General features: G+C 64.7%; 21 protein-coding genes. 12 read left to right on the plus strand and 9 right to left on the minus strand.

Annotated features, from left to right (window positions below; all coding sequences use genetic code 11):
• Positions 1-13 precede the first annotated feature (13 nt).
• The 3 genes from ASF31_RS14645 (at position 14) to ASF31_RS13745 (ending at position 4,108) form a co-directional block, all read left to right on the plus strand.
• Positions 14-169 (plus strand): hypothetical protein, encoded by a 156-nt coding sequence (locus ASF31_RS14645; RefSeq protein ID WP_200918647.1) that lies wholly within the window; start codon positions 14-16, stop codon positions 167-169.
• A gap of 170 nt (positions 170-339) precedes the next feature.
• A complete protein-coding gene (locus tag ASF31_RS13740) occupies positions 340-3,402 on the plus strand; it encodes a TonB-dependent receptor (RefSeq protein ID WP_055755169.1) in 3,063 nt (1,020 codons plus the stop codon).
• A gap of 238 nt (positions 3,403-3,640) precedes the next feature.
• A complete protein-coding gene (locus ASF31_RS13745; protein ID WP_200918648.1) occupies positions 3,641-4,108 on the plus strand; it encodes a hypothetical protein in 468 nt (155 codons plus the stop codon).
• A gap of 45 nt (positions 4,109-4,153) precedes the next feature.
• Here ASF31_RS13745 and metH read toward each other — a convergent pair whose 3' ends face one another.
• The 5 genes from metH to ASF31_RS13770 are packed head-to-tail and all read right to left on the minus strand — an operon-like array spanning position 4,154 to position 10,272.
• On the minus strand, positions 4,154-6,820 hold the full coding sequence (metH, locus tag ASF31_RS13750; protein ID WP_082465150.1) for a methionine synthase: 2,667 nt from the start codon (positions 6,818-6,820) through the stop codon (positions 4,154-4,156).
• The gene (locus ASF31_RS13755; protein WP_055755171.1) at positions 6,820-7,281 is read right to left on the minus strand and encodes a hypothetical protein; all 462 of its coding nucleotides are present in this window, start codon (positions 7,279-7,281) and stop codon (positions 6,820-6,822) included. Before ASF31_RS13755 ends, metH begins: the two co-directional genes overlap by 1 nt.
• Positions 7,278-8,360 (minus strand): homocysteine S-methyltransferase family protein, encoded by a 1,083-nt coding sequence (locus tag ASF31_RS13760; protein ID WP_055755172.1) that lies wholly within the window; start codon positions 8,358-8,360, stop codon positions 7,278-7,280. The genes ASF31_RS13755 and ASF31_RS13760 overlap by 4 nt, the downstream gene beginning before the upstream one ends.
• Positions 8,357-9,313, minus strand: coding sequence for a methylenetetrahydrofolate reductase [NAD(P)H] (gene metF, locus ASF31_RS13765; RefSeq protein ID WP_055755173.1), 957 nt, complete (start codon positions 9,311-9,313; stop codon positions 8,357-8,359). Before metF ends, ASF31_RS13760 begins: the two co-directional genes overlap by 4 nt.
• Entirely contained in the window at positions 9,313-10,272 is a 960-nt protein-coding gene (locus ASF31_RS13770; RefSeq protein ID WP_055755174.1) for a metalloregulator ArsR/SmtB family transcription factor, read from the minus strand. Before ASF31_RS13770 ends, metF begins: the two co-directional genes overlap by 1 nt.
• Before the next feature lie 119 nt (positions 10,273-10,391).
• Between ASF31_RS13770 and ASF31_RS13775 the strand changes: the two genes are divergently transcribed.
• Positions 10,392-10,796 (plus strand): EF-hand domain-containing protein, encoded by a 405-nt coding sequence (locus ASF31_RS13775; RefSeq protein ID WP_082465151.1) that lies wholly within the window; start codon positions 10,392-10,394, stop codon positions 10,794-10,796.
• Between the two features lie 2 nt (positions 10,797-10,798).
• Here ASF31_RS13775 and ASF31_RS13780 read toward each other — a convergent pair whose 3' ends face one another.
• Positions 10,799-11,725 (minus strand): 2-hydroxyacid dehydrogenase, encoded by a 927-nt coding sequence (locus ASF31_RS13780; protein ID WP_055755176.1) that lies wholly within the window; start codon positions 11,723-11,725, stop codon positions 10,799-10,801.
• 29 nt (positions 11,726-11,754) lie between these two features.
• Positions 11,755-13,422, minus strand: a complete 1,668-nt coding sequence (ettA, locus tag ASF31_RS13785) for an energy-dependent translational throttle protein EttA (RefSeq protein ID WP_055755177.1) — start codon at positions 13,420-13,422, stop codon at positions 11,755-11,757.
• 198 nt (positions 13,423-13,620) lie between these two features.
• Between ettA and fabD the strand changes: the two genes are divergently transcribed.
• The 8 genes from fabD to ASF31_RS13825 all read left to right on the plus strand — a co-directional run bounded on the left by fabD (position 13,621) and on the right by ASF31_RS13825 (position 21,913).
• Positions 13,621-14,565 (plus strand): ACP S-malonyltransferase, encoded by a 945-nt coding sequence (fabD, locus tag ASF31_RS13790; protein ID WP_055755178.1) that lies wholly within the window; start codon positions 13,621-13,623, stop codon positions 14,563-14,565.
• A gap of 145 nt (positions 14,566-14,710) precedes the next feature.
• Positions 14,711-15,451, plus strand: coding sequence for a 3-oxoacyl-[acyl-carrier-protein] reductase (fabG, locus tag ASF31_RS13795; protein WP_055755179.1), 741 nt, complete (start codon positions 14,711-14,713; stop codon positions 15,449-15,451).
• A 179-nt stretch (positions 15,452-15,630) separates the two neighbouring features.
• On the plus strand, positions 15,631-15,870 hold the full coding sequence (locus ASF31_RS13800) for an acyl carrier protein (protein ID WP_008264317.1): 240 nt from the start codon (positions 15,631-15,633) through the stop codon (positions 15,868-15,870).
• A gap of 151 nt (positions 15,871-16,021) precedes the next feature.
• The gene (gene fabF / locus ASF31_RS13805) at positions 16,022-17,293 is read left to right on the plus strand and encodes a beta-ketoacyl-ACP synthase II (RefSeq protein ID WP_055755180.1); all 1,272 of its coding nucleotides are present in this window, start codon (positions 16,022-16,024) and stop codon (positions 17,291-17,293) included.
• 1 nt (position 17,294) lies between these two features.
• A complete protein-coding gene (gene mltG / locus ASF31_RS13810; protein WP_055755181.1) occupies positions 17,295-18,455 on the plus strand; it encodes an endolytic transglycosylase MltG in 1,161 nt (386 codons plus the stop codon).
• Positions 18,452-19,336 carry a YicC/YloC family endoribonuclease gene (locus ASF31_RS13815; protein WP_055755182.1) on the plus strand — a complete coding sequence of 295 codons (885 nt, stop codon included), beginning with the start codon at positions 18,452-18,454 and terminating at the stop codon, positions 19,334-19,336. Before mltG ends, ASF31_RS13815 begins: the two co-directional genes overlap by 4 nt.
• Entirely contained in the window at positions 19,326-19,967 is a 642-nt protein-coding gene (gene gmk / locus ASF31_RS13820) for a guanylate kinase (RefSeq protein WP_055755183.1), read from the plus strand. The genes ASF31_RS13815 and gmk overlap by 11 nt, the downstream gene beginning before the upstream one ends.
• A 194-nt stretch (positions 19,968-20,161) precedes the next feature.
• Positions 20,162-21,913, plus strand: coding sequence for an ATP-binding protein (locus tag ASF31_RS13825; RefSeq protein WP_055755184.1), 1,752 nt, complete (start codon positions 20,162-20,164; stop codon positions 21,911-21,913).
• On the opposite strand, the gene ASF31_RS13830 is transcribed toward ASF31_RS13825, so the two are convergent.
• Together ASF31_RS13830 and rsmA are read right to left on the minus strand one after the other, a co-directional pair.
• Positions 21,910-23,034: a pyridoxal phosphate-dependent aminotransferase gene (locus ASF31_RS13830; protein WP_055755185.1), complete on the minus strand. Its 1,125-nt coding sequence runs from the start codon at positions 23,032-23,034 to the stop codon at positions 21,910-21,912. The genes ASF31_RS13825 and ASF31_RS13830 overlap by 4 nt on opposite strands.
• A complete protein-coding gene (rsmA, locus tag ASF31_RS13835) occupies positions 23,031-23,840 on the minus strand; it encodes a 16S rRNA (adenine(1518)-N(6)/adenine(1519)-N(6))-dimethyltransferase RsmA (RefSeq protein ID WP_055755186.1) in 810 nt (269 codons plus the stop codon). Before rsmA ends, ASF31_RS13830 begins: the two co-directional genes overlap by 4 nt.
• Positions 23,841-23,843 lie beyond the last annotated feature (3 nt).

The raw sequence follows: 23,843 nt of genomic DNA on the forward strand, positions 1-23,843 counted from the left end.
TGGAGCGCCCACAATGGCCCGTTCGATCGCCAACGCTGTATCAAATCGGCTTCCGTTCGTCGCGGCGGCGATCCTGTGTCTCGCCGCGGTGCAACTGATCGCCGCCTCCTGCACGCCGGAGACCGCGCCCTATGCCACAAGCAAAGTTCACACATTGTCTGGTAGGTGACAGGTGTGTGGCACGATTGCGACATGAAAAGAGTAAGAGCCTGACGCAGACGTTCTGACCTACCCAGCCTGCGACAGAACGCCCTAAGGTGACGCCAATCATGCCTTTGCATGAGATTCGTGTCGCTGCCTGCGGAGACGTGGGCGCGTCGAAGGAAGGGGAATTCTTTCATGACGCTGAATATCAAGCAGCTACTACTCCATTCGACTATGATCGGCAGCGCAGCGCTGATGGCTGTTGTCGCCGTGCCCGCCGTCACCCTGCTGACGCCCAGCGTCGCCTCGGCCCAGGATTACACCAACGGCACCCTTGCTGGCGTGGTTCAAGGTACCGACGGAAAGGCTCTGTCTGGCGCCGCCGTCACCGTCCGATCCGCTGCTCAAGGCGCGACCCGCAACGTCACGACGAGCGCGAACGGCACGTTCCGCATCCCGCTCATCCCGACGGGTCGATATGATGTCGTGGTTGAAGCGCCCGGCTATGACACCCTGTCTGAACAAGTCGTAGTATCGCTGGGCGATTCTTCGTCGTTCACTTTCACCTTGGCGGCTCAAGGTTCCGCCAGCGCCGACGCAAGCAACCTAGGCGACATCGTCGTCGTCGGCGTTCGCCAGGGCGTCGACTTCACACGCACGACGACCGGTCTGACCGTCGATATCGAAGAACTGACAAAGCAGGTTCCGGTCGGTCGCAGTCTGACAGCCGTCACGCTGCTGGCGCCCACCGCGACTGCGGGTGGATCGGCAGCTAACGCTGCGTTTGCTGGGCAACCCTCGATCGGCGGTGCGTCGGTTGGTGAAAACGCATTCTACGTTAACGGTCTGAACACCACCAATTTCGACACCTATGTCGGATCCGTGACCGTTCCGTTCGACTTCTATAAGACTATCGAGGTCAAGACGGGCGGCTATCCGGCCGAATTCGGCCGCGCGCTTGGCGGCGTGATCAACGCCGTTACTAAGTCGGGCACCAACGAATTCAAGATGGGCCTGCACGGCAACTACACCGGTTCCGAGCTGGAAGAAACGTCGCCGGACACCTTCCAATCCGCCAACCGTCTGACCGAGACCAGGCAAGCAGACTACACGCTTGAGCTGGGCGGTCCGATCATTCGCGATCGTCTGTTCTTCTATGGCTTGGCGCAAGGCCGCGATAACGAAAGCCGTTTCGCGTCCATTACGGGCAACAGCTATAACATCGATAAATCTGACGATCCCTTCTACGGCGCCAAGATCGACGCCAACCTGTTCGAAGGTCACCGCGTCGAATTCACCTATTTCGACACTTCGCGTGAAACGGAGCGTGAGACCTATTCGTTCAACAACCGTACCGGCGTGATTGGTACGACTGCGAACAAGACCACCTTCCAGCAAGGCGGCGAAAACTACGTGGGTCGTTATACCGGATCGTTCACCGACTGGTTGACGGTTTCGGCTGCTTACGGCGTGAATGAAGACACGAATAACACTCTGCCGGGCGATCCGTCGCTCTCGCTGGTGCAAGATGTGCGTTCGGGAACCACGCAGCGCCTTTCTACGACTCAGCCCACCGCCTCTCAAAGCATCATCGACACCCGTCGTGAGTTCTACCGCGCCGATGCCGATGTCTACTTTAGCCTGTTCGGTGATCACCACGTTCGCTTCGGCATCGACAATGAGAAGCTCGAAGAGTTCAAGGTTTCTCAGCGGAATGGCGGTTATAACTATATCTATCGTCGTGGCTCGGCAAACGACGCCCGTGGCGTGGCTGCTGGTCAAGATTATGTCCAAGTAACCGTCGGTACGTTTGGCGGCACCATTAAGGGCCAAAACCGCGCTTGGTACATCCAAGACTCTTGGGATGTGAACGATCAACTGAACGTTCAAATTGGCCTGAGAAATGACTCGTTCGAGGCTGAGAACCTGGCTGGCGATAAGTCGGTCGAGTTGAACGACAACTATGCGCTCCGCGCTGGCTTTAGCTATGATCCTACCGGCAACCGGGTTGATCGTATCTTCGGTTCGTACGGCCGCTATTTCGTTCCGCCTGCTCTGAACCTCGGCTTCCGATCCGGCGATCTGTTCTTTAACGAGTACTTCAATGCTCCGGCTGGCGGGTTCCAGATCGATCCGGTCACCGGCTTGCCTGCAGCGCTGGGCAGCCAAATCACCTTGGCTAGCAACCCCGGCTACCGTACGGGACCTTCGGCGTGCCCGGCGGGTGGTCGTGGAACGGTTGGCGTTGTCGGCTGTGAAGTTAACGGCAACGGCAGCGTCGAACCTGCGATCTCGAAGTCCGCGTTGAACCTGGATCCCACGTCCGAAGACGAGTTCGTGCTGGGTTATGAACGTCAGTTTGGCGATCTTTGGTCCGCCGGGGTCACCCTGACCCACCGTCGTCTGAACAACACGTCCGAGGACATCGCGGTTGACGCCTACATCAACGCGCTGTGCGCTCGGGAAGGCATCGTTGGGTGCGAAGACATCTACTTCGGCGACTATCAATACCTGATCGCCAACCCCGGCCGTGATCTGGTCTTCCGTCTGCGTGATCCGCTGCCCGGTGAAACCACGTCGCGCGTCATTACTGTTGCGGCCCAAGATACCGGCTATGTGAAGGCGATCCGTGAATATACCGGTCTCACCTTCCAGTTCGAGCGCGCCTTCGATGGCAAGTGGGGTCTGCAAGGTTCCTACGTGATCTCGAAGAACATCGGTAACTACGAAGGCACCGTGCTCTCGGACAACGGTCAAACCGACGCTGGCTCGACCATCCTGTTCGACCACATCGGTCTGGCGGACAATCAGTACGGTCTGCTGCCGAACCACCGCGCTCACCAGATCAAACTGTTCGGTTCGTATCAGGTGTTCGACGGACTTCTGGTCGGCGCCAACCTGCGCGTCCAGTCCGGCAAGCCTTATGGTTGCTTGGGTGTTCACCCGACGGATGCCGACGCTGCGGCTTACGGCGTGTCGTCGCGCTTCTGCCAAGGTATCGCCGTTCCTCGTGGATCGCGCTTTAACTCGGAATGGACCGGAAACCTGGACCTGTCGCTTCGCTACACTGTTCCTGTGTCGCTGCCGGGCGATTTGGTTCTGCGCGCCGACATCTTCAACGTGTTCAACGAGAAGGGTCAAACCGAGCTCTACGAACAGGGTGATCTGGCTTCCGGCGCTGTGGACCCGAACTACGGCAAGCCCGTTGCTTATCAACAGCCTCGCTTCATGCGCATCGGTTTCGACTGGGCGTTCTAAGCTTCAATACGAGGCGACACTAATGGGGCGGCGAACGCAGGTTCGCCGCCCTTTTTTCCTTACGCGCCCCATTAAAGGCCACGTTGCAAGCTATGCGTTGCCTTCTACACACCCACACATTCAGGCGAGTTTGCAGGTAGTCATGGCTAGATTTGGTGCAATCCTTCTCAGCGGCTTAGTTGCGTTGCCGTTGCTGCTTGTCGCGTCTCAGGATGCTAACGCCCAGGATGGACCGATCGTGACGGGTAATCGCTCGGGCGAGACGGCCGATGCGTTGAAGACGCGCGAGGCCATCGCCTACGCACGGCCGTTGCCGCGCGGCGCGCCGAGCGCCGACTATCCGCTGGTGGCGTGGTGCGATGCGCTGGTGACCGGACATGCCGATCTGGGCGAAACGCTGACGTCGCGCGCGCCGGAGGATGTCGAGCTGGTGCGTCTGGGCCGTCTCGAAGCCCAGGATTTCCGCAGCGCCCTGGCGGCGGCCGCGCCGCGTCAGTCGGCGCCTTCGAAGGCCGAGGCCGAGCAGGCCGTCGCCGCCGTCAAGGCGCAGTGGGCCCCGCTGATGGCCAATCCCGATGCGGAGGCGCGTAGCCAGTCGTTCGGGCTGTTCTTCGGCCTGCCGGGCCGCTGTGAGCACGCCGCGCGGCGCCTGCGCGACAACATCACCACGCCGCCCGCCACGCTGGAGAGCGTCGGCATAAACTGATCGGTTCGGCGGTCGCCGGATGACAGACGGCGGCTTGAGCCCGGCTCAGGCCGCCGTTTCGCGTTTGGCGGCGTAGGGGTCGTAGTTGAGGATGGGGGCCAGCCAGCGCTCAGCCGTTGCGACGTCCCAGCCCTTGCGACGGGCGTAATCCTCGACCTGGTCCAGATCGATCTTGCCGACGCCGAAATAATGGCTGCCCGGATGGCCGAAGTAGAGGCCCGACACCGAGGCCGGCGGCGTCATGGCGTAGCTTTCGGTCAGGGCCATGCCGGCATTGTCTTCGGCCTGTAGCAGGCGGAACAGGGTGGCCTTTTCCGTGTGATCGGGCTGGGCGGGATAGCCGGGGGCAGGGCGGATGCCCTGGTATTGTTCGGCGATCAGCGCGTCGATGTCGGTCGTCTCGTCGGCGGCATAGCCCCACAGTGTGGTGCGAACTTCCCTGTGCAGCCGTTCGGCGAAGGCCTCGGCCAGGCGGTCGGCCAGGGCCGTGGCGAGGATGGCGGAATAGTCGTCGCCGGCGTCCTTGAACCGTTTGGCGATTTCTAGTTCGCCGTGACCAGCGGTGACGGCGAAGGCGCCGATATAGTCGTCGCCATCCTCGGCGATGAAGTCCGATAGCGCCAGGTTCGGCTTGCCGTTCGACTTCTTGATCTGTTGGCGCAGCGTGTGGAAACGGGCGATTTCCGCATCCCGATTCTCGTCGGCATAGACCACGACATCGTCGCCGTCAGCGCGGGCGGGCCAGAAGCCGACCACGCCTTTCGCCGTGAACCATTTCTCGTCGATGATACGCTTCAGCATGACCTTGGCGTCGGCGAACAGGTCGCGCGCCGCCTCCCCGACGATCTCGTCGTCCAGGATCAGCGGATAGCGGCCGATCAGCTCCCAGCTGGCGAAGAATGGCGTCCAGTCGATGTGGTCGGCCAGATCCTGCAGATCCCAGGCGTCGAACGCCTTCACGCCGAGGAAGGACGGCTTGCCGGGCATGGGCTGGGCGGGGTCGATGCGGAAGCGGTTTTCGCGCGCTTGGGCCAGGGTGGCGCGGGCTTTCACCTCCTGGCCGCGGGCGTATTGCTCGCGGATGCGGATGTATTCGTCGCGGGTGGCGGCCTCGTTCTTCGCGCGGTCTGTCTTGGACAACAGGCCCGAAACGACGCTGACGGCGCGCGATGCGTCGACGACATAGGTGGTCGAGCCCCGGCGATAGGCCGGCTCGATCTTGACCGCCGTATGGGTGCGGCTGGTGGTGGCGCCCCCGATCAGCAGGGGGATGTCGAAGCCACGCCGCTCCATCTCGGCTCCGACGAAGACCATTTCGTCCAGGGACGGCGTGATCAGGCCCGACAGGCCGATGATGTCCACCTTGTGCTCGACAGCGGCGTCCAGGATGCGGTCGGCCGGAACCATGACCCCGAGGTCGATGACCTCGTAGTTGTTACATTGCAGCACGACGCCGACGATGTTCTTGCCGATGTCGTGGACGTCGCCCTTGACCGTGGCCATCAGGATGCGGCCGGCCTGTTCGCGCGGCTTGCCGGCCTTTTCGGCCTCCATAAAGGGCTCCAGCCAGGCGACCGCCTGTTTCATCACGCGGGCGGACTTCACCACCTGCGGCAGGAACATCTTGCCCGAACCGAACAGGTCGCCGACCACGTTCATCCCGTCCATCAGCGGACCTTCGATGACGTGCAGCGGACGTTCGACGCCCAGGCGCGCCTCTTCGGTGTCGGCCTCGATGAACTCCGTGATGCCGTTGACCAAGGCGTGTTCGATCCGCTTGCCGACCGGTTGGTCGCGCCATTTCAGATCGACGACGCGGGCCTGGCCCTTTTCGCCCTTGTAGCGGGGCGCCATGTCGACCAAGCGCTCGGTATTGGAGACATTCGTTCGCTGCGGTCGATTCAGGATCACATCCTCGACCGCCTCGCGCAGTTCGGCGTCGATGTCGTCGTAGACCGGCAGGTCGCCGGCGTTGACGATGCCCATGTCCATGCCCGCGTTGATGGCGTGGTAAAGGAAGACGCTATGGATCGCCCGGCGCACCGGCTCGTTGCCGCGAAAGCTGAACGAGACGTTCGACACCCCGCCCGAGATGCGGGCGTAGGGCAGGGTGCGTTTGATCTCTCGCGTCGCCTCGATGAAATCGACGGCGTAGTTGTCGTGCTCCTCGATCCCTGTCGCTACGGCGAAGATGTTGGGGTCGAAGATGATGTCTTCAGGCGGGAAGCCGACCTCGTTGACCAGGATGTCATAGGCGCGGGTGCAGATCTCAATCTTGCGGGCGGCGGTGTCGGCCTGGCCGACCTCGTCGAAGGCCATGACCACGACGGCGGCGCCGTAGCGCAGGCATTTGATCGCATGGTCACGGAAGGCCTGCTCGCCCTCCTTCATGCTGATCGAGTTGACGATGGGCTTGCCCTGAACGCACTTCAGGCCCGCCTCGATCACTTCCCATTTGGAGCTGTCGATCATCACCGGCACGCGGGCGATGTCGGGCTCGGCCGCGATCAGATTCAGGAAGGTCCGCATGGCGACGACGCCGTCCAGCAGCCCTTCGTCCATGTTGACGTCGATGATCTGGGCGCCGGCTTCGACCTGCTGGCGGGCGACGTCCAGCGCCGCCGAATAGTCGCCCTCGACCACCAGCTTGCGAAATTTGGCCGAGCCGGTGACGTTGGTCCGTTCGCCGACGTTGATGAAGGTGGGGCGCATCAGGCGGACTCAACTACGAGAATAGGCAACCTGTTTCGCTGCCAGAGGCTTTTCTTGATCGACCGGGCGCGGCGCCATGACATGATGGATACAGAACCGGTCGTGACGGCTTTTTTGAAGCCCCGACTATCCAGGAATACCCAGGAGCGTGTCGGATAGCCTTTGGGACCGCTGACAGAGACGCCTCGGCCTGCAATGACCGCGTCGCAAAGAGCGAGTGCCTCTTCGACGTCGTGATCATTTCGGAGAAGTTTGAAGTCTAGGCCTTGGCCACAACTCAGGCCTAGCTCGTAGCTACCCAGACGCGCCTCCAGAAGAGACATGTCGCCGCCGTCCCCCATTCGGAGAAGAATATATTTCTCAGAGTCGTGATCGATCACGCAGGCGGGGCTGCTTGCTGCTAGTTTTCGGAGTTCGATACGCAACCGCTCGAACGCCTCGACCTCTGCGGTCTTGCTCACGCCACCATCTCGAACGGTTCGAGGCCGGATAGCCGCAAGGCCACCGGTCGATCCGGGATCGCGCGCGGCTTCAGCGGCGCGACCTCTTCGGCGACGTGGCGAATGTGATCCGGCGTGGTGCCGCAGCAGCCGCCGACGATGTTGACCAGGCCCGACGCGGCCCATTCCTCGATGAAGTGGGCGGTCTCGTGCGGTTCTTCGTCGTACTGCCCCATGGCGTTGGGCAGGCCAGCGTTGGGGTAGGCGGCGACCAGGGTGTCGGCGACGCGGCTTAGCTCGGCGATGAAGGGGCGCATCAGGTCGGCGCCCAGGGCGCAGTTGAAGCCGACGGCGAAGGGTTTGGCGTGGCGCACGCTGTTCCAGAAGGCTTCCGCCGTCTGGCCCGACAGGGTGCGGCCCGAGCGGTCGGTGATGGTGCCCGAAATCCAGATGGGCAGGGCGTCCATGCCCTCGTCCTCCAGGTCCTTGATCGCCTTGATCGCGGCCTTGCAGTTCAGCGTGTCGGTGATGGTCTCGATCAGATAGAGATCGACCCCGCCCTCGTTCAGCGCCTTCACCTGATGGCGATAGGCCTCATAGACATGGTCGAAGGTCACGCTGCGGGCGCCGGGGTCGTTCACGTCGGACGACATCGACAGCATCTTGTTCAGCGGACCGATCGAGCCGGCGGCGAAGCGCGGCTTGTGCGGCTCCTTCTCGGTCCAGCGATCGGCCGAGGCGCGGGCCAGTTTGGCGCCTTCCAGATTGATATCCCACACCGCCTGGGCGTCCAGGGCGTAGTCTTCCTGGGCGATCGTGGTGCCGGAGAAGGTGTTGGTCTCGCTGATGTCGGCGCCGGCGGCGAAATACTGGTCGTGCAGGTCGGCGATGACGTCGGGGCGGGTGATGCAGAGGATGTCGTTGTTCCCCTTCATCTGATCCTTCTCGTCATATCCGTTGGCGGCGACGAAGCGGTCAGCGCGGAAGTCGGCCTCGTCCAGGTCGCGACGCTGGATCATCACGCCCCAGCTGCCGTCGAGGACCAGGATGCGTTGCTTGGCCGCCTGATGCAGGGCGGCGATGCGTTCTGCGCGGGTCATTGGGCTGCCGCCGTCTCGCGCACGCCCAGAACGCGACAGATCGCATAGACGAGGTCGGCGCGGTTGAGGGTGTAGAAGTGGAAGTCCGAGAAGCCCTCTTCCTGCAGACGTGCGCACGTCTCGGCGGCGACCGAGGCGGCCAGCAGTTTGCGGGTTTCGGGATCGTCGTCCAGGCCTTCGAAATGCGCCTTCAGCCAGTCAGGAATGCTGGCGCCGCACGCGTCGCACATCCGCTGAAGACCGACGAAGTTGGACACCGGCATGACGCCGGGGATCAGGGGGATGGTGACACCCGCCGCCCGCACCCGGTCCCGGAACCGCAGGAAGGCGTCGATGTCGAAGAAGAACTGGCTGACGGCGCGGGTCGCACCGGCGTCGACCTTGGCCTTCAGCACCTCGATGTCGTGATCGATGGACGGGCTTTCGGGATGGCGCTCGGGATAGGCGCCGACCGTGACGTCGAAACCGCCGATGCGGTTGATGGCGGCGGTCAGTTCGGTGGCGTTGGCATAGCCGTCGGCGCGCGGCTGATAGACGCCGCCGATGCCAGCGCCACCCGGTGGATCGCCGCGCAGGGCCACGATGTGATCGACGCCGATCGCCTTGTACCCTTCGATGACCTCATCGACTTCTTCCCGACTGGCCTCCACGCAGGTCAGGTGGGCGGCAGGGCGCAGCGACGTCTCGGTGATGATGCGCTGGACCGTGCGGTGAGTCCGCTCGCGGGTCGAACCGCCGGCGCCGTAGGTGACGGAGACGAAGGCGGGGTTCAGCGGCTCCAGACGGCGGATCGCCTTCCACAGATTGGCCTCGGCCTCATCGGTCTTGGGCGGAAAGAATTCGAACGAGACGCGCACGGCGTCGCGGTTCGATCCGGCGCGGGCCACCGGGCCAAGCGGCGACAGCAGCAGGGCGCGAGCGTCGGCCAAATTGAGGGAGGCGGAGGAGGCCATCAGGCGGTCTTTCTGTCCTGGACGCGGCGTTCCGCCGTCCAGATGGTCACGGTCAGGCCCTCGGCGTCGTGGGGCAGGGCGATGGGGGCCGATGGCGTTAGGCCGCCGTCAACCAGCCAGCCGTTGATCTCGCTGTCGGCGAAGCCCAGGCGACGATGCTGATGCGCCTCGCGCATATGTTCGAAGTCGTGCGGAGCGAAGTCGATGATGACCAGGCGGCCGCCCGGACTGACCAGGCGGGCGGCCTCGGCGACGGCGGCGGACGGATCGGACAGATAGTGCAGCACCTGATGCACGATCACCAGATCGGCGCTGGCGGCGGGCAGGCGGGTGGCGAAGATATCGCCGTGGCGCAGTTCGACCTGCTCCACGCCCGCCTTAGTGACGTTGGTGCGCGCGATGTTGAGCATGTTCTGGCTGAGGTCCAGCCCGACCGACATCTTCGCCTTCTTGCCGAAAAGGGTCAGCATCCGGCCAGAACCCGTGCCCAGATCGACGACGCGTTCGAAGGGGCCGGGCCCCACAGCCTTTTCCAGCGCCGCCTCGACAGCACTTTCGCTGACATAGAGCGAACGCAAACGGTCCCACTGGGGCGCGACCTGTTCGAAATAGCTGGCGGCGGCTTCCTCGCGGTCCTTGCGGACCTCGTCCAGACGGCGATGGTCGGCCTCGCCGGCGTCCTCGGCCAAGATGTCCAGCACGGTGTCGATCAGCCGGCGCGCCTGGGCGTCGTGCGACAGGCGGTAATAGACGCGCGCGCCGTCGGGAAAGCGTTCGATCAGACCGGCGTCGGTCATCAGCTTTAGATGGCGCGACACCCGGGGTTGGCTCTGGTCCAGAATGCGGGACATTTCCATGACCGACAGCTCTTCGCCCGCCAGCAGCGACAGAACACGCAAACGGGTGGGTTCGCCGGCGGCGCGGAGGGCTTCGACAGTCTGATCTGCGGACAAGCTCATATGCTCATATAAAGATATCCTTATATGATTTGGCAAGTGAAATCGGTTTCTTGGAAACGCGTCGACGGGAATGGTTTGTGCGCGCGTTAAAGCCCACAGACCCGTCTTGGAGTGATCTCATGCGTAGCCTGTTCATCGCCGCCCTTGCTCTCGCCGCCGCCGGTCCGGCGTTGGCCCAGAGCGACTTTCCCGAGACGCCCATGCCTCAAATGTCTGGGCCTGAAATGTCAGGGCGGCCTATGGGCGGACAGATGCGGCCGCCGGAGCGCGAAAACCTGGCCCAGATGCAGGCGCGCATGACCCAGATGTTCAACCGCCTAGACGCCAATGAAGACGGCGTGGTCGACGCCAGCGAACTGGCCAATGCACGCGGCGGTCGTATGCTGGCGCGCTTCGACGCCGATGCGGACGGGCGCATTACTCGCGAAGAGTTTGACGTGGGCCTCGCCGCCGCCTTCAAGGCCATGGACAAGAACGGCGACGGCGTGGTGACGGCGGACGAGCGGCCGCAGCGTCCCCGCTGAAGTCAGACGACGGGCGTCTTCAGCGGCTCGCCCGCGAAATGCGACTGCAGATTTTCGATCAGCAGCATCAGCATGCCCTGCACCCCGGCGGTCGTGGCCCCTGCGGTGTGGGGCGTCAGAATGACATTGGGCACGTCGGCCCAGCGCGCTGGGTCTGTCGGCTCTTCGATGAAGACATCCAGGGCCGCCTGACCCAATGTCCCTGACTTCAAGGCGGCGATCAGGGCGTCCTCGTCCACGACCTGACCGCGCGAGACGTTGACCAGCAGGCCGTCGGGGCCAAGCGCCTCGATGATGTCCTGCGAGATCAGGCCGCGATTGGTCTCGTCCGCCTTGCAGGCGACGACGAGGATGTCGCTGGCCTTGGCGAGCGCCAGCAGGCTGTCGGCGCGTGGCCATTCGGCGTCGTGCGGCCGCGGCCCCCACCAACTGACCGCCATTCGGAAGGCCTCGGCGCGGTCGGCGACGGCCTTGCCGATGTGGCCCGAGCCGACGATGCCCAGCTTCTGGCCCGCGAGCGACGTCGTGATGGTGCGCGTCTCGAAGGTCCAGCCGCCGGCGCGGACCTGACGGTCGCCCGAGGCGATCTGGCGGCGTGCTGCCAGGATCAAGCCCAAGGCGTGATCGGCGACATCCTCGTGATTGACGCCAGGGGCGTGGGTGACGGGCAGACCGCGCTGGCGGCACCAGTCGATGTCGATCCCGTCATAGCCGGAGGTGAAACAGGCCACGAGGTCGAGGTTCGGCAGGCGTTCGATTAGCGCCTTGTCCAGCGGCGCCTCGCCGGCGACGACCATGACGCGGATGTCGTGGGCGGCCTCGATCGGCGGACCTTCCCAGAAGCGATAGACGTCATAGGCGCTCTCCAGAAATCCCGAGAGCGGCGCGAGATGCCGCTGCATGATGAGAACGGCGGGGCGTGGGGTCATGCAGCGGCTCCTCTTGTCAGATCAGGCGATCAGCGCCCGAACTTCTGGTGCTGGATGCGCTTTGGAATGATGCTGTCGGCGCCCAGGCGACGCATCTTGTCCTGTTCGTAGGCTTCGAAGTTTCCTTCGAACCATTCCACATGGCCGTCGCCTTCGAAGGCGAGGATGTGGGTGGCCAGACGGTCAAGGAACCAGCGGTCGTGAGAGATGACCACGGCGCAGCCGGCGAACTCTTCCAGAGCCTCTTCGAGGTTCTGAAGGGTCTCGATGTCCAGGTCGTTGGTCGGTTCGTCGAGCAGGATCAGATTGCCGCCCGAGGCCAGGGTCTTGGCCAGGTGGACGCGGTTGCGCTCACCGCCGGACAGCTGGCCGACCTTCTTCTGCTGGTCGCCGCCCTTGAAGTTGAAGCTGCCGACATAGGCGCGGGTGTTGATCTCGCGCTTGCCGACCATCATCACGTCGGTGCCGCCCGAGATGGCCTGCCAGATGGTTTCGTCCGGCTTCAGGTCGTCACGCGACTGGTCGACATAGGCCAGTTTGACGGTTTCACCGACCTTGATCGTGCCGCCGTCAGGCTGTTCCTGGCCTGTGATCAGCTTGAACATGGTCGACTTGCCGGCGCCGTTCGGGCCGATGACGCCGACGATGCCGTTGGGCGGCAGTTTGAAGGTCAGATTGTCGAACAGCGTCTTGTCGCCATAGGTCTTTTGCAGACCCTCGACTTCCAGAACGACGTTGCCGAGGCGCGGGCCAGGCGGGATTTGGATGTGGGCGTGCGTTTGGGCGCCGCGCATCGATTCCTGTTCCTCGACCATCCGCTCATAGGCGGCCAGACGGGCCTTAGACTTGGCCTGACGGGCCTTAGCGCCCGAACGGACCCATTCCAGTTCGCGAGTGAGGGCGCGCTGGCGGGCTTCGGATTCCGACTGCTCCTGCACGACGCGCTTGGTCTTGGCTTCCAGCCACGAGGAATAGTTGCCCTCGTGCGGGTGGCCCTTGCCGCGATCCAGCTCCAGCGTCCATTTGGTGACGAGGTCCAGGAAGTAGCGGTCGTGGGTCACCAGGATGACGCAACCGGGGAAGTTTTCCAGGTGGTGCTGCAGCCAGGCGACGGATTCGGCGTCCAGGTGGTTGGTCGGTTCGTCAAGCAGCAGCATGTCGGGCTTGGACAGCAACAGGCGGGCCAGGGCCACGCGGCGCTTTTCACCGCCGGACAGGTTGGTGACTTCCCAGTCGTCGGGCGGGCAGCGCAGGGCGCCCATGGCCTGGTCGATGCGGCTGTCGATGTCCCAGACGTCGCCGGCGTCGATCTTCTCCTGAAGGGAGGTCATCTCCTCCATCAGTTCGTCGGTGTAGTTTTCACCCAGTTCAGCGGCGACTTCGTTGAAGCGGTTGACCCACTGCTTCTCTTCGCACCAGGCCTCGACGTTCTGGCGCACGTTCAGGGCCGGATCGAGCTGGGGCTCCTGTTCCAGATAGCCACGCTTGATGCCGTCGGCGGCGCGGGCCTCGCCGTTGAACTCGTTGTCCAGGCCGGCCATGATCTTCAGCAGGGTGGACTTACCCGAGCCGTTGACGCCGACGACGCCGATCTTGGCGTCGTTGTAGAAGCTGAGCCAGATGTTCTCGAAGATCTTGCGGCCGCCGGGGAAGGTCTTGGTCAGACCCTGCATCTGGAAAATATATTGCTGCGCCATGAGGTGCGGTGCGCCCTTCGGGTTCGTCTGAATGGGGAGTTGCGCCGGATGTAGCGATCCTGCGCGCGAAGGGCAAATGAGGCGAGGGTCGGGCGGAGCCGGCGTCCTTATGCAGTAGGCCCTGGAGCCCTCGGCTTGCCCTCGGGTAAGTCTGGGCTTACGGGTCCGCGCCTTGATCAATGATTCAGGGAGCGGTCGATGACCCTCGCACTTCTGTTTCCGGGACAGGGCAGCCAGGCCGTCGGCATGGGCGCACAACTGGCCGACGCTTTCCAATCCGCCCGCGACGTCTTCGCCGAGGTGGATGAGGCCTTGGGCCAGAAGCTGTCGGTGCTGATGCGCGAAGGGCCCGAGGATCAACTGACCCTGACCGAGAACGCCCAGCCCGCGCTCATGGCGGTGTCCGTGGCGGCGATCCGGGCGTTGAAGACCGAGTTCGGCTTTGACGCGGCGAGCGCGGCCTATGTCGCCGGTCACTCGCTTGGAGAATATTCGGCCCTGGCGGCGGCGGGCGCGATCTCGCTGTCGGATACAGCGCGGCTGCTGAAACTGCGCGGCCAGGCGATGCAGCGCGCCGTGCCGGTGGGGCAGGGGGCGATGGCCTCGCTGATCGGCCCCAAGACGGATCTAGCGCTGGCGGAAGCAGCGGCGGCGGCCGGTTCGGAAATCGGCGTCTGCGTCGTCGCCAATGACAACAATAACGGCAATATCGTCATCTCAGGCGAGAAGGCCGCAGTGGATCGGGCCATCGAGAAAGCCAAGGAACTGGGAGCGCGCGCGATCCCGCTGAACGTTTCGGCGCCGTTCCACTGCCCGCTGATGCAGCCGGCGGCGGACGAAATGGCTGCGGCCCTGGCGTCGGCGACCATCCTGGCGCCGGTCGTGCCCGTCGTCGCCAACGTCCTGGCGCGGCCCGAGAGCGATCCGGAAGTCATCCGCCGCCTGCTGGTCGAACAGGTCACGGGCCGTGTGCGTTGGCGCGAGAGTATGGAGTGGATGGCGACCGAAGGCGGCGTCACGCGCTTCGTCGAGATCGGCTCGGGCAAGGTGCTGACCGGCATGGCCAAGCGGATCGCGCCGGACGCCGAGGCCTTGCCGCTGAACACGCCGGAAGAGCTGGAAGCCTTCGCCAAGGCGTTGTGAGCCACGCAGGTCGCCATCCTCGGACTTGACCCGAGGATCGGACCGTCCGCACTTCGGCGTCTGAGCGCCATTATCGACATTGGCGCCGCACGGTGCCTGATTCTTGGGTCAAGCCCGAGGATGACGGAAGGAATAGAGGGAACAGATGTTCAATCTTGCAGGCAAGACCGCGCTGGTGACCGGCGCGACGGGCGGAATCGGCGGGGCTGTGGCGCGGGCCCTGCATGCGCAGGGCGCGACCGTGGTGCTGTCGGGCACGCGCGAGGCCGTGCTGGCCGATCTGGCCAAGGAGTTGGGCGAGCGGGCGCATTTCGCCGCGGCGAACCTGTCGGACCCGGAATCGGTCGACAATCTGGTCAACGCAGCCGAAACGGCGGCGGGCGCGCCGCTGGACATCCTGGTCGCCAACGCCGGCATCACCAAGGACGGCCTGCTGATGCGGATGAAGGACGAGGATTTTCAGTCCGTCATCCAGATCAATCTGGAAAGCTATTTCCGCCTGACCCGCGCCGCGGTGAAGGGGATGATGAAGCGCCGTTCGGGCCGAATCATCGGCGTCACCTCGGTCGTCGGCGTGACCGGCAATCCGGGCCAAACCAACTATTCGGCGTCCAAGGCCGGGATGATCGGCTTTTCCAAGTCGCTGGCGCAGGAGGTCGGCTCGCGCGGCATCACCGTCAACTGCATCGCGCCGGGCTTCATCGCCTCGCCGATGACCGACGTGCTGAACGATCAGCAGCGCGAGACCATTCTGGGCCGGATTCCGGCAGGCCGGCTGGGTTCGGGCGACGAGATCGCCGCCGCCGCCGTCTATCTGTCGTCCGACGAAGCCGCCTATGTGACGGGCCAGACCCTGCATGTGAACGGCGGCATGGCGATGATTTAAGGACCGCGGCCCTTATCACGTCGCGCAACAGACTATTTCCAGCCCGAAAGCCTGTGCTAAAGGGTTGAATGCGTCGGCGGTTCGGGCTTTCGGGCTTGCGTCGCCATCGCTGCCGTGAGACGGCGATTTCTGAGCTACCCCCGCCTCTACGGCGATTTCAAACAGGCAGAGAGACACTCATGTCCGACACCCTCGAGCGCGTTCGCAAGATCGTCATCGACCATCTGGACGCCGATCCGGACAAGGTCACCGAAAAGGCCAGCTTCATCGACGACCTGGGCGCCGACTCGCTCGACAACGTCGAGCTGGTGATGGCCTTCGAAGAAGAATTCGACATCGAGATCCCGGATGACGCCGCCGAGCACATCCAGACGGTCGGCGATGCGGTCAAGTTCATCGACGAAAAGTCGGCCGGCTGATCTCAGTCGCCGATCTCGGCCGAACAGGCTGACGGTTCACAGGGCCGCCCGGCGCTCCTAGCGGAGACGCCCGGCGGCCTTTACTGTTTCTGACCCGCGCGAATCCGCAATGATTCCGAAGGGTCGGGCTGGAGATAAGGGAGCACGCACCATGCGCCGCGTCGTCGTTACGGGCATCGGTCTGCTGACCCCCCTGGGTTGGGGCGTCGAGAAGAGCTGGAAGGGCATCGTCGAGGGACGGTCGGGCATCGGCCCGATCACGTCGTTCGACACTACGGGCTATGGCTGCACCATCGCCGGCGAAGTGCCGAGCGTGGATGGACGCGGCGGCGGCGGCGAGGGCGACTTCGATCCCGAGAAGATCATGTCCGCCAAGGACAGGAAGCGCGTGGACGACTTCATCCTGTACGCCATCGCGGCGGCGGACGAAGCTTTGGCCGATGCGAACTGGAAGCCCGAGACGGACGAGGACAAGGAGCGCACCGGCGTGATGGTCGGCTCCGGTATCGGCGGCCTGGGCCCCATCGCCGACACGGCTATCGTGCTGAAGGAACAGGGCGTGCGTCGCGTCAGCCCTTTCTTCATCCCCAGCGCCCTGATCAACCTCGCCGGCGGCCAAATCTCTATCCGTCACGGCCTAAAGGGGCCGAACCATGCGGCGGTGACCGCCTGCGCCACCGGCGCCCACGCCATCGGCGATGCGGCCCGGATGATCGCGCTTGACGACGCGGACGTGATGGTGGCGGGCGGGGCCGAAAGCTCGGTCGTGCCGATCGGCATCGCGGGCTTTCTGGCCTGCAAGGCGCTTTGCACCGCCTATAACGACACGCCTGAGAAGGCATCGCGTCCCTATGATCGGGGCCATGCGGGCTTCGTCATGGGCGAAGGCGCCGGCATCCTGGTGCTGGAAGAATACGAACACGCCAAGGCGCGCGGGGCCAAAATCTATGCCGAGGTGGTGGGCTATGGCATGAGCGGCGACGCCTATCACATCACCGCCCCGTCCGAGGACGGCGAAGGCGGCGTGCGGGCCATGAAGGCGGCGCTGAAACGGGCCGGTCTGCAGCCGTCGGACCTGGACTATGTCAACGCCCACGGCACCTCGACCATGGCCGACTGGATCGAGCTGAAGGGGATCGAGGGGCTGGTCGGGGATCATGCACAGAACCTGACCGTCTCTTCGACCAAGTCGATGACCGGACACCTGCTGGGCGCGGCGGGCGCCATCGAGGCGGCCTTCTGCGTGCTGGCGATCCGCGATCAGATCGCGCCGCCGACGATCAATCTGGACGATCCCGAGATGGAGACGCCCATCGACCTGGTCCCCAACACCGCCAAGCCGATGAAGATCGATGTGGCCATGTCCAACAGCTTCGGCTTCGGAGGCACCAACGCCTCGGTGATCTTCAAGAAGGTCGACTGAGATGTTCGGGCGCGGGCGGGTCGAGAAATCCAGCGGGCGGTCGGGTTTTACGGTCTCGCTGCTGACCGCGTCCGCGACCTTCGGCCTGTTCTTGCTGGTGGCGCTGATCGCCGTCTGGGCGGTCTATTATGCGCCGGGACCGTCCGCGCGGCAGGGGCAGACGACGGTGGTCACCCTGCCCAGCGGGTCCGGCGTCTCCGCCATCGCCGCGCGGATGAAGGCGGCGGGTGTAATCCGTTCGACGGACCTGTTCCGTGCGGCGGCGACCCTGACGGGCGCGGATCGTCGGTTGAGGGCCGGCGAATACGAGGTGCCGTCCGGCACGTCCTTGGCCGGGGTGCTGAACCTGCTGGTCGAGGGGCGGGTGGTGCGCCATTTCGTGACCCTGCCGGAGGGTTGGTCGTCGTTGCAGGCGGTGGACATCCTGAACAAGGAGGCCGTGCTGACCGGGACGGTCGCCGAAACGCCCGAGGAGGGTAGCCTATGGCCCGACACCTACGAGGTTTCGCGCGGCGACACGCGTCAGTCGGTGATCGACCGGATGCAGCGCGCGGCGACCGAGAACCTGCGTCTGCTGTGGAGCCAGAGGTCGCCCGCGACCGTGGCGCGCACGCCGGAGGAGGCTGTGATTCTGGCCTCCATCGTGGAGAAAGAGACCGCGCTGGCGGCGGAGCGACCCCGCGTAGCGGCGGTGTTCTCGAACCGGTTGCGGGCGGGGATGCGGTTGGAGAGCGATCCGACCATCGTCTATGGCTTGACCAAGGGAAGGCCTTTGGGACGCGGCATCCGGCGTTCGGAGCTGCTGGCGCCGACGCCGTGGAACACTTACCAGATCAACGGGCTGCCGCCGACGCCGATCGCCAATCCGGGCAAGGAAGCCGTCAAGGCCGTGTTGAACCCGCCGGCCGATCCGGCCCTGTTCTTCGTGGCAGATGGCTCCGGCGGACACGCCTTCGCTCTGACCTATGAAGAGCATCTGCAAAACGTCACGCGGTGGCGTCAGATCGAGCGCCAGAAGGCGGGCTTGCCGCCGGAGGCTACGCCACCCGCAACGCCGGGAACCAGTGCGGCGCCGATGACGACCGAACCCGCCGCCGCGCCTGTCGGGAACGGTCAGGCGACAATCACCCTTCCGGCCGGCGCAACGCAAGGGCCCCGATGAGCACGCTTTCTGGCATGACCGGCTTCGGCCGGGCCGACGGGGCCGGCGAAGGCTGGACCTGGTCGGTCGAGGCGCGTTCGGTCAATGGGCGCAATCTGGAGGTCCGGTTCCGTGGACCAAACGGTTTCGACGGGCTGGAGCGTGCGGCCAAGGCGGCCTGCCAGGCGCGGTTCGCGCGGGGCCAGGTGACCATCGGCGTTCAGGCCAAGCGGACCGAAGCTGGTGAGGCGGCGGTCACGATCAACGCCGCTGTGCTGGCGCGCTATCTGACGCTGGCGAACGAACTGGCCGAGGACGGCGCAACGCCGCCGTCCGCCGACGGCCTGCTAGCCCTGCGCGGTGTGATCGAGGCGCCCGAAGAGGTGGATGATCCCGAGGCGCGGGCGGCGGTCGAGGCGGCCATGACCCGCACGGTCGAAGAGGCGCTGGATGCGCTGAAGGCGTCACGCCAGAACGAGGGCGCGCAACTGACACCGGTGCTGGACGAATTCATCGCTCGGATTGAGGCGCTGGTCGCCCAGGCGGAAGGCGAGGCGGCCGCGCAGGTCGAGGCTATTCGTGATCGCTTCACGCGCCGAATCTCCGAACTGGCGCCCGATGCGCCGGGGCTTGACGACCGAATCTTCTTGGAAGCGGCCGCTCTGGCGACCAAGGCGGACGTGCGCGAGGAGCTGGATCGACTGACTGCCCACGTCGCCTCGGCCCGCCAGCTTGTGGCCTCGGCGCCCGCCGGGCGGAAACTCGACTTCCTCATGCAAGAATTCATGCGTGAGGCCAACACGCTCTGCTCGAAATCCGCTACGACCGCGCTCACCGGAATCGGCCTGGAGCTCAAGGCCGTCATCGAACAGTTGCGTGAGCAGGTCCAGAATGTCGAATGAACGCAGCCCCCGTCGGGGCGTCCTCCTGATCGTCGCCAGTCCTTCGGGCGCCGGCAAGACCTCGCTGTGCCGGCGGTTGATGGCCGATCACGGCGGTCTGGAGCTGTCCGTGTCCATGACCACGCGCGGCATTCGGCCGGGCGAGGTGCATGGGCGCGACTACAACTTCGTCGGCCATGACGAGTTTCAGCGCCTGATCGACGAGGACGCCTTTTTGGAATGGGCGGACGTCCACGGCAATCGCTACGGCAGCCCGCGCGCGCCGGTGGACAAGGCGCTGGCCGAAGGGCGCGACGTGTTGTTCGACATCGACTGGCAGGGCGCACGTGACGTGGCCGAGAAATGCCCTGAGGACGCCGTCCGCGTCTTCATCCTGCCGCCCAGCCTGGAAGAGCTGCGTCGTCGTCTCGTCACCCGCTCACAAGATGCAGACGACGTGATCGAGCGTCGTGTGGCCAACGCCAAGGGCGAGATCGAACACTGTGACGCCTTCGACTATGTGCTGGTGAACGAGGACTTCGACCGGTCCTACGCTGAACTGGCTCACATCTATCACGCCGAGCGTTCACGCCGGTTCAGGAACCTGTGGGTTGGCGACTACAAGGCCGCCCTGCTGAACGAAGCCGTCTAAAAAGCAGCGCCACAGGCCGTGGGGACCTGCGGCGCTATGGGTTACTCAACGCTACGCTACTGACGCTGTTTTGCCGCCCAGAAGATTTCGGACGGTAAACGCGGCCATAGGGAATGTCCCGTAGCCGCCCAATGGCTCAGGTTTACGTCCTGTTCGCCCTCTTGACCTAACGTCAGGCGGTGAACGGGGGTATCATGGGCTTTCTTCATTCGATCGCGCCTCTACTGGCCAGCAGCGCCAAGGAGAGGGTCAAGCAGGTCCCGGTCAGGCTTTTGCTGGCCGCCTTGGTCGGTTGGGCCATGAACGAAGCTGGAATGCTGCGGTGGGTCCCGCTGTGGCTGGCGGTCGCGGTTCTGGTTCAGGCGTTCGAACTGTGGGCTATGGCGCCGTTCAGACGCGCCGAAGCGTCGCAGAGCCCGCTGTCCGTGTTCGTCGCTCTGGCGTCCACCACCGTGATGGCGACGACCTATGCCGCGATGGCCCTGATGGTCTGGTCCACCAATCACCCAGCGCTTGTGACGCTCGCCGCCCTGACAATGGCGGGCGGGCTATTGACCAATGTCGCGTCCGGCATCGCCTCGCGTCGGATCTTCTTCATCGGCGGCAGCCCTTATCTGGCGGCGCTGGCCTTGATGCCGGCGATCAAGGTGATCCAGGGCGATACCCGCGGGGTCGTGGTCATGACCCTGTCCGCCATCCTGTTCGTCGGCATGGTGCTGAACATCTATTGGCGCGTGCACGGATCACGCGAAGCCGAGGTGACATCACGGGCGGAAGCGGAAACGCGGCTGGAGCAGGCGCAGGCGGCCATGGCCGATCGTGCGGCGATGGCGGCGATCGTCAGCCACGAACTGCGTACGCCCGTCAGCGCCATCCTGGCCGGCGCCCATGTCATTCGCGACGGCAAGTCGTCGAAACACCGCCAGGAGACGGCCGACCTGATCATCGACGCGGGACGATTGATGACCGGCATGCTGAACGATCTGCTGGACCACTCCAAGATGGAGGCCGGGGCGATGGCGATGGAAAGCCGCGACTTCGAGCTGGGCGATTTGATGCGCGATACGGTGCGGTTCTGGGCGGCGCCGGCGGCGGACAAGGGACTGACGCTGGACATATCGGGCGTGGATGGCGAGGCGGTGTGGCTGCGCGGGGATCCCTATCGTCTTCGCCAGATCATCAACAACCTGGTGTCCAATGCGATCAAGTTCACCCCGTCGGGCGCGATCCGTCTTGAAGCGTCGGCGCCGCGTGGCGACGGGAAGCACTGTCTGACCCTGACCGTCATCGACCAGGGCGCCGGCATTGCGCCAGAGGCGATGAACCGGCTGTTCACCCCCTTCGCACAGGGGTCGGCCGAGGTGGCGCGCACCTATGGCGGGACGGGCTTGGGCCTGACCGTCAGTCGGGAGCTGGCGCGGTTGATGGGCGGCGACCTGACGGTCGAGAGCACGCCGGGGCAGGGCGCGGCCTTCACCCTATGTGTCGATCTGCCAGCGGGGCAGCCGACGCAGGCTTTGGACGGGCAGGAGACGGCGGCGCCCGTTCTGGCCCGGCGGCTTCGCGTCCTGGCCGTCGACGATCACGAGATCAATCGCCGCACGATCTCGCTCGTGCTTCAGCCGCTGGATGTCGATCTGACCACGGCCTCGGACGGGCATCTGGCGCTGGCGCTGTTGTCGGAGAAGGCGTTCGACGTGGTGCTGATGGATGTGAACATGCCCGGCATCGACGGCAATGAGACGACACGGCGCTTGCGCGCATCGGACGGGCCCAATGCGGACGCCCCTGTGATCGGGTTCAGCGCGGGCACGGAGGCCGAACAGGTGCAGGCCTGCTACGCTGCCGGCATGACGGACTGGCTGGCCAAGCCGCTGGAGCCGAAGAAGCTCTACGACGCCTTGCACCGGGCGACATCGGCTGCAGTTCAGCCGAAGGCGGCCTAACCCAAGGTTGCAAACCAGGGACGCAGGCGGGTCAAGGCGTCCTCGATTTCCGGCGTCGAGACGGCGAAGCTGAAACGGATGAAATGGTGGCCTTCGACAGGGTCGAAGTCGACGCCGGGCGCGGTGGCGACGCCGGTGTCGCGCAGCAACTGCTCGCAGAACGCCACGCTGTCGTTTGTGAGATGGCCGATGTCGGCCCAGATATAGAAGGCGCCGTCCGGCGGCGCGATCTTGCGCAGACCGAGCGCTGGCAAGGCCTCCAGCATGAGCTGGCGGTTGCGGGCGTAGGTCTGGATATGGGCTTCCAGCTCATTGATCGCGTCCATGGCGACAAGACCGGCGTGCTGGCTGAGGCTGGGGGGCGTCAGGAACATGTTGCCGATATAGGCGCGGGTGGCGTCGATCCGGTCCTCTGGGACCAGCAGCCAACCCAGGCGCCAGCCCGCCATGCTCCAGTATTTGGAAAAGCTGTTGATGACCACGGCGTCCGGCGCGAACTGCAGCATTGAAGGCGTCGGGCCGACGTAGCTGAGACCGTGATAGATCTCGTCCGAGACGATGGCGATGTTTCGCGCGCGGCAGACCTCGGCGATGGCGGCCAGCTCGGCGTCCGGGATGATGGTGCCGGTCGGATTGGCGGGGCTGGCGATGATGACGCCGGCAGGGGCTGGATCCAGCGCCTGGAGTTGGGCGGCGGTCAGCTGGAAGCGGGTGTCGGGACCGCAGGCGATCTCCACGGGCTCAAGATGAAGGGCGCGCAGCGTGTTGCGATAGGCGACGTAACCGGGCCGGGCCAGGGCGATCCGGTCGCCGGGTTTGAACAGGGTGCTGAGCGCCAGCACCAGCGCAGGAGAGGCGCCGCTGGTCAGCAGAATGCGGTTGGGATCGACGGCGACACCGTAACGCTCGTCGTACAGGCGCGCGATGCGCGTGCGCAGATCGGGACTTTCCCAATAGCCCATCGCATCGGCGTCCAGCACCTGATGCGCTCGCGCGATGGCAGCGGCGGGCGCGCCCGTGGAGGGCTGGCCAAACTCCATATGGATGATCAAACGGCCTTCGGCCTTCAACTGATGCGCCAGGCGGCTGACGGAGATGGCGCGGAACGGTTCGACGGTCATTGAAGGGCGTCCGCCAGGCGCAGGAAGCCCGCGACGTCGATGGTTTCGGCGCGGGCGTCGGGCTCAATGCCAGATGCCTCGCACAGGGCGGCGCCGCCCAGTTGTTTCAGGCTGGAGCGCAGCATCTTGCGGCGCTGGCCGAAGGCGGCGGCGGTGACGCGTTCCAACTTCTTCAGACGTTCCGGCGACGGGCGCTCATCCAGCGGAACCAGGTGGACCACGGCCGAGGCCACCTTGGGCGGTGGCGTGAAGGCGGCGGCGGGCAGATGCATGACGATGCGGGCGGTGCAGACGGCCTGGGCGATAACCGCCAGACGGCCGTAGGCGTCCTCGCCTGGCCCCGCGGCGACGCGCTCGGCCACTTCCTTCTGAAACATAAGGGTCAGGCTGTGCGGCAGCCACGGGCCGGTCAGCCATTTGATCAGCAGGGGCGTCCCGACATTGTAGGGTAGGTTGGACACCAGATGGGTCGGGCCGGAGACCAAATCCGCCTCCTTCACCTTCAGCGCATCGGCTTCGACGATGGTCAGGCGGCCGGAGCCGTCGTCCAGTTCGGTGAGCAAGGGAATGAAGCGCGGATCCTTTTCCACCAGGACCACGGGGCCGGCGTCGGATTCCAGCAGGGCGCGGGTCAGGCCGCCGGGACCGGGGCCGACCTCGATCACAGCGCGGCCCTCAAACGGACCGGCCAGACGCACGATCTTGCGAGTGACGTTCAGGTCCAGCAGGAAATGCTGTCCGAAGCTTTTCTTGGCCGAAAGGCCGTGGGCGTCGAGGGTTTCGCGGAGGGAGGGAAGGTCGGTCACACG

The organism is Brevundimonas sp. Leaf280, from assembly GCF_001422455.1.
GTDB lineage: Bacteria > Pseudomonadota > Alphaproteobacteria > Caulobacterales > Caulobacteraceae > Brevundimonas.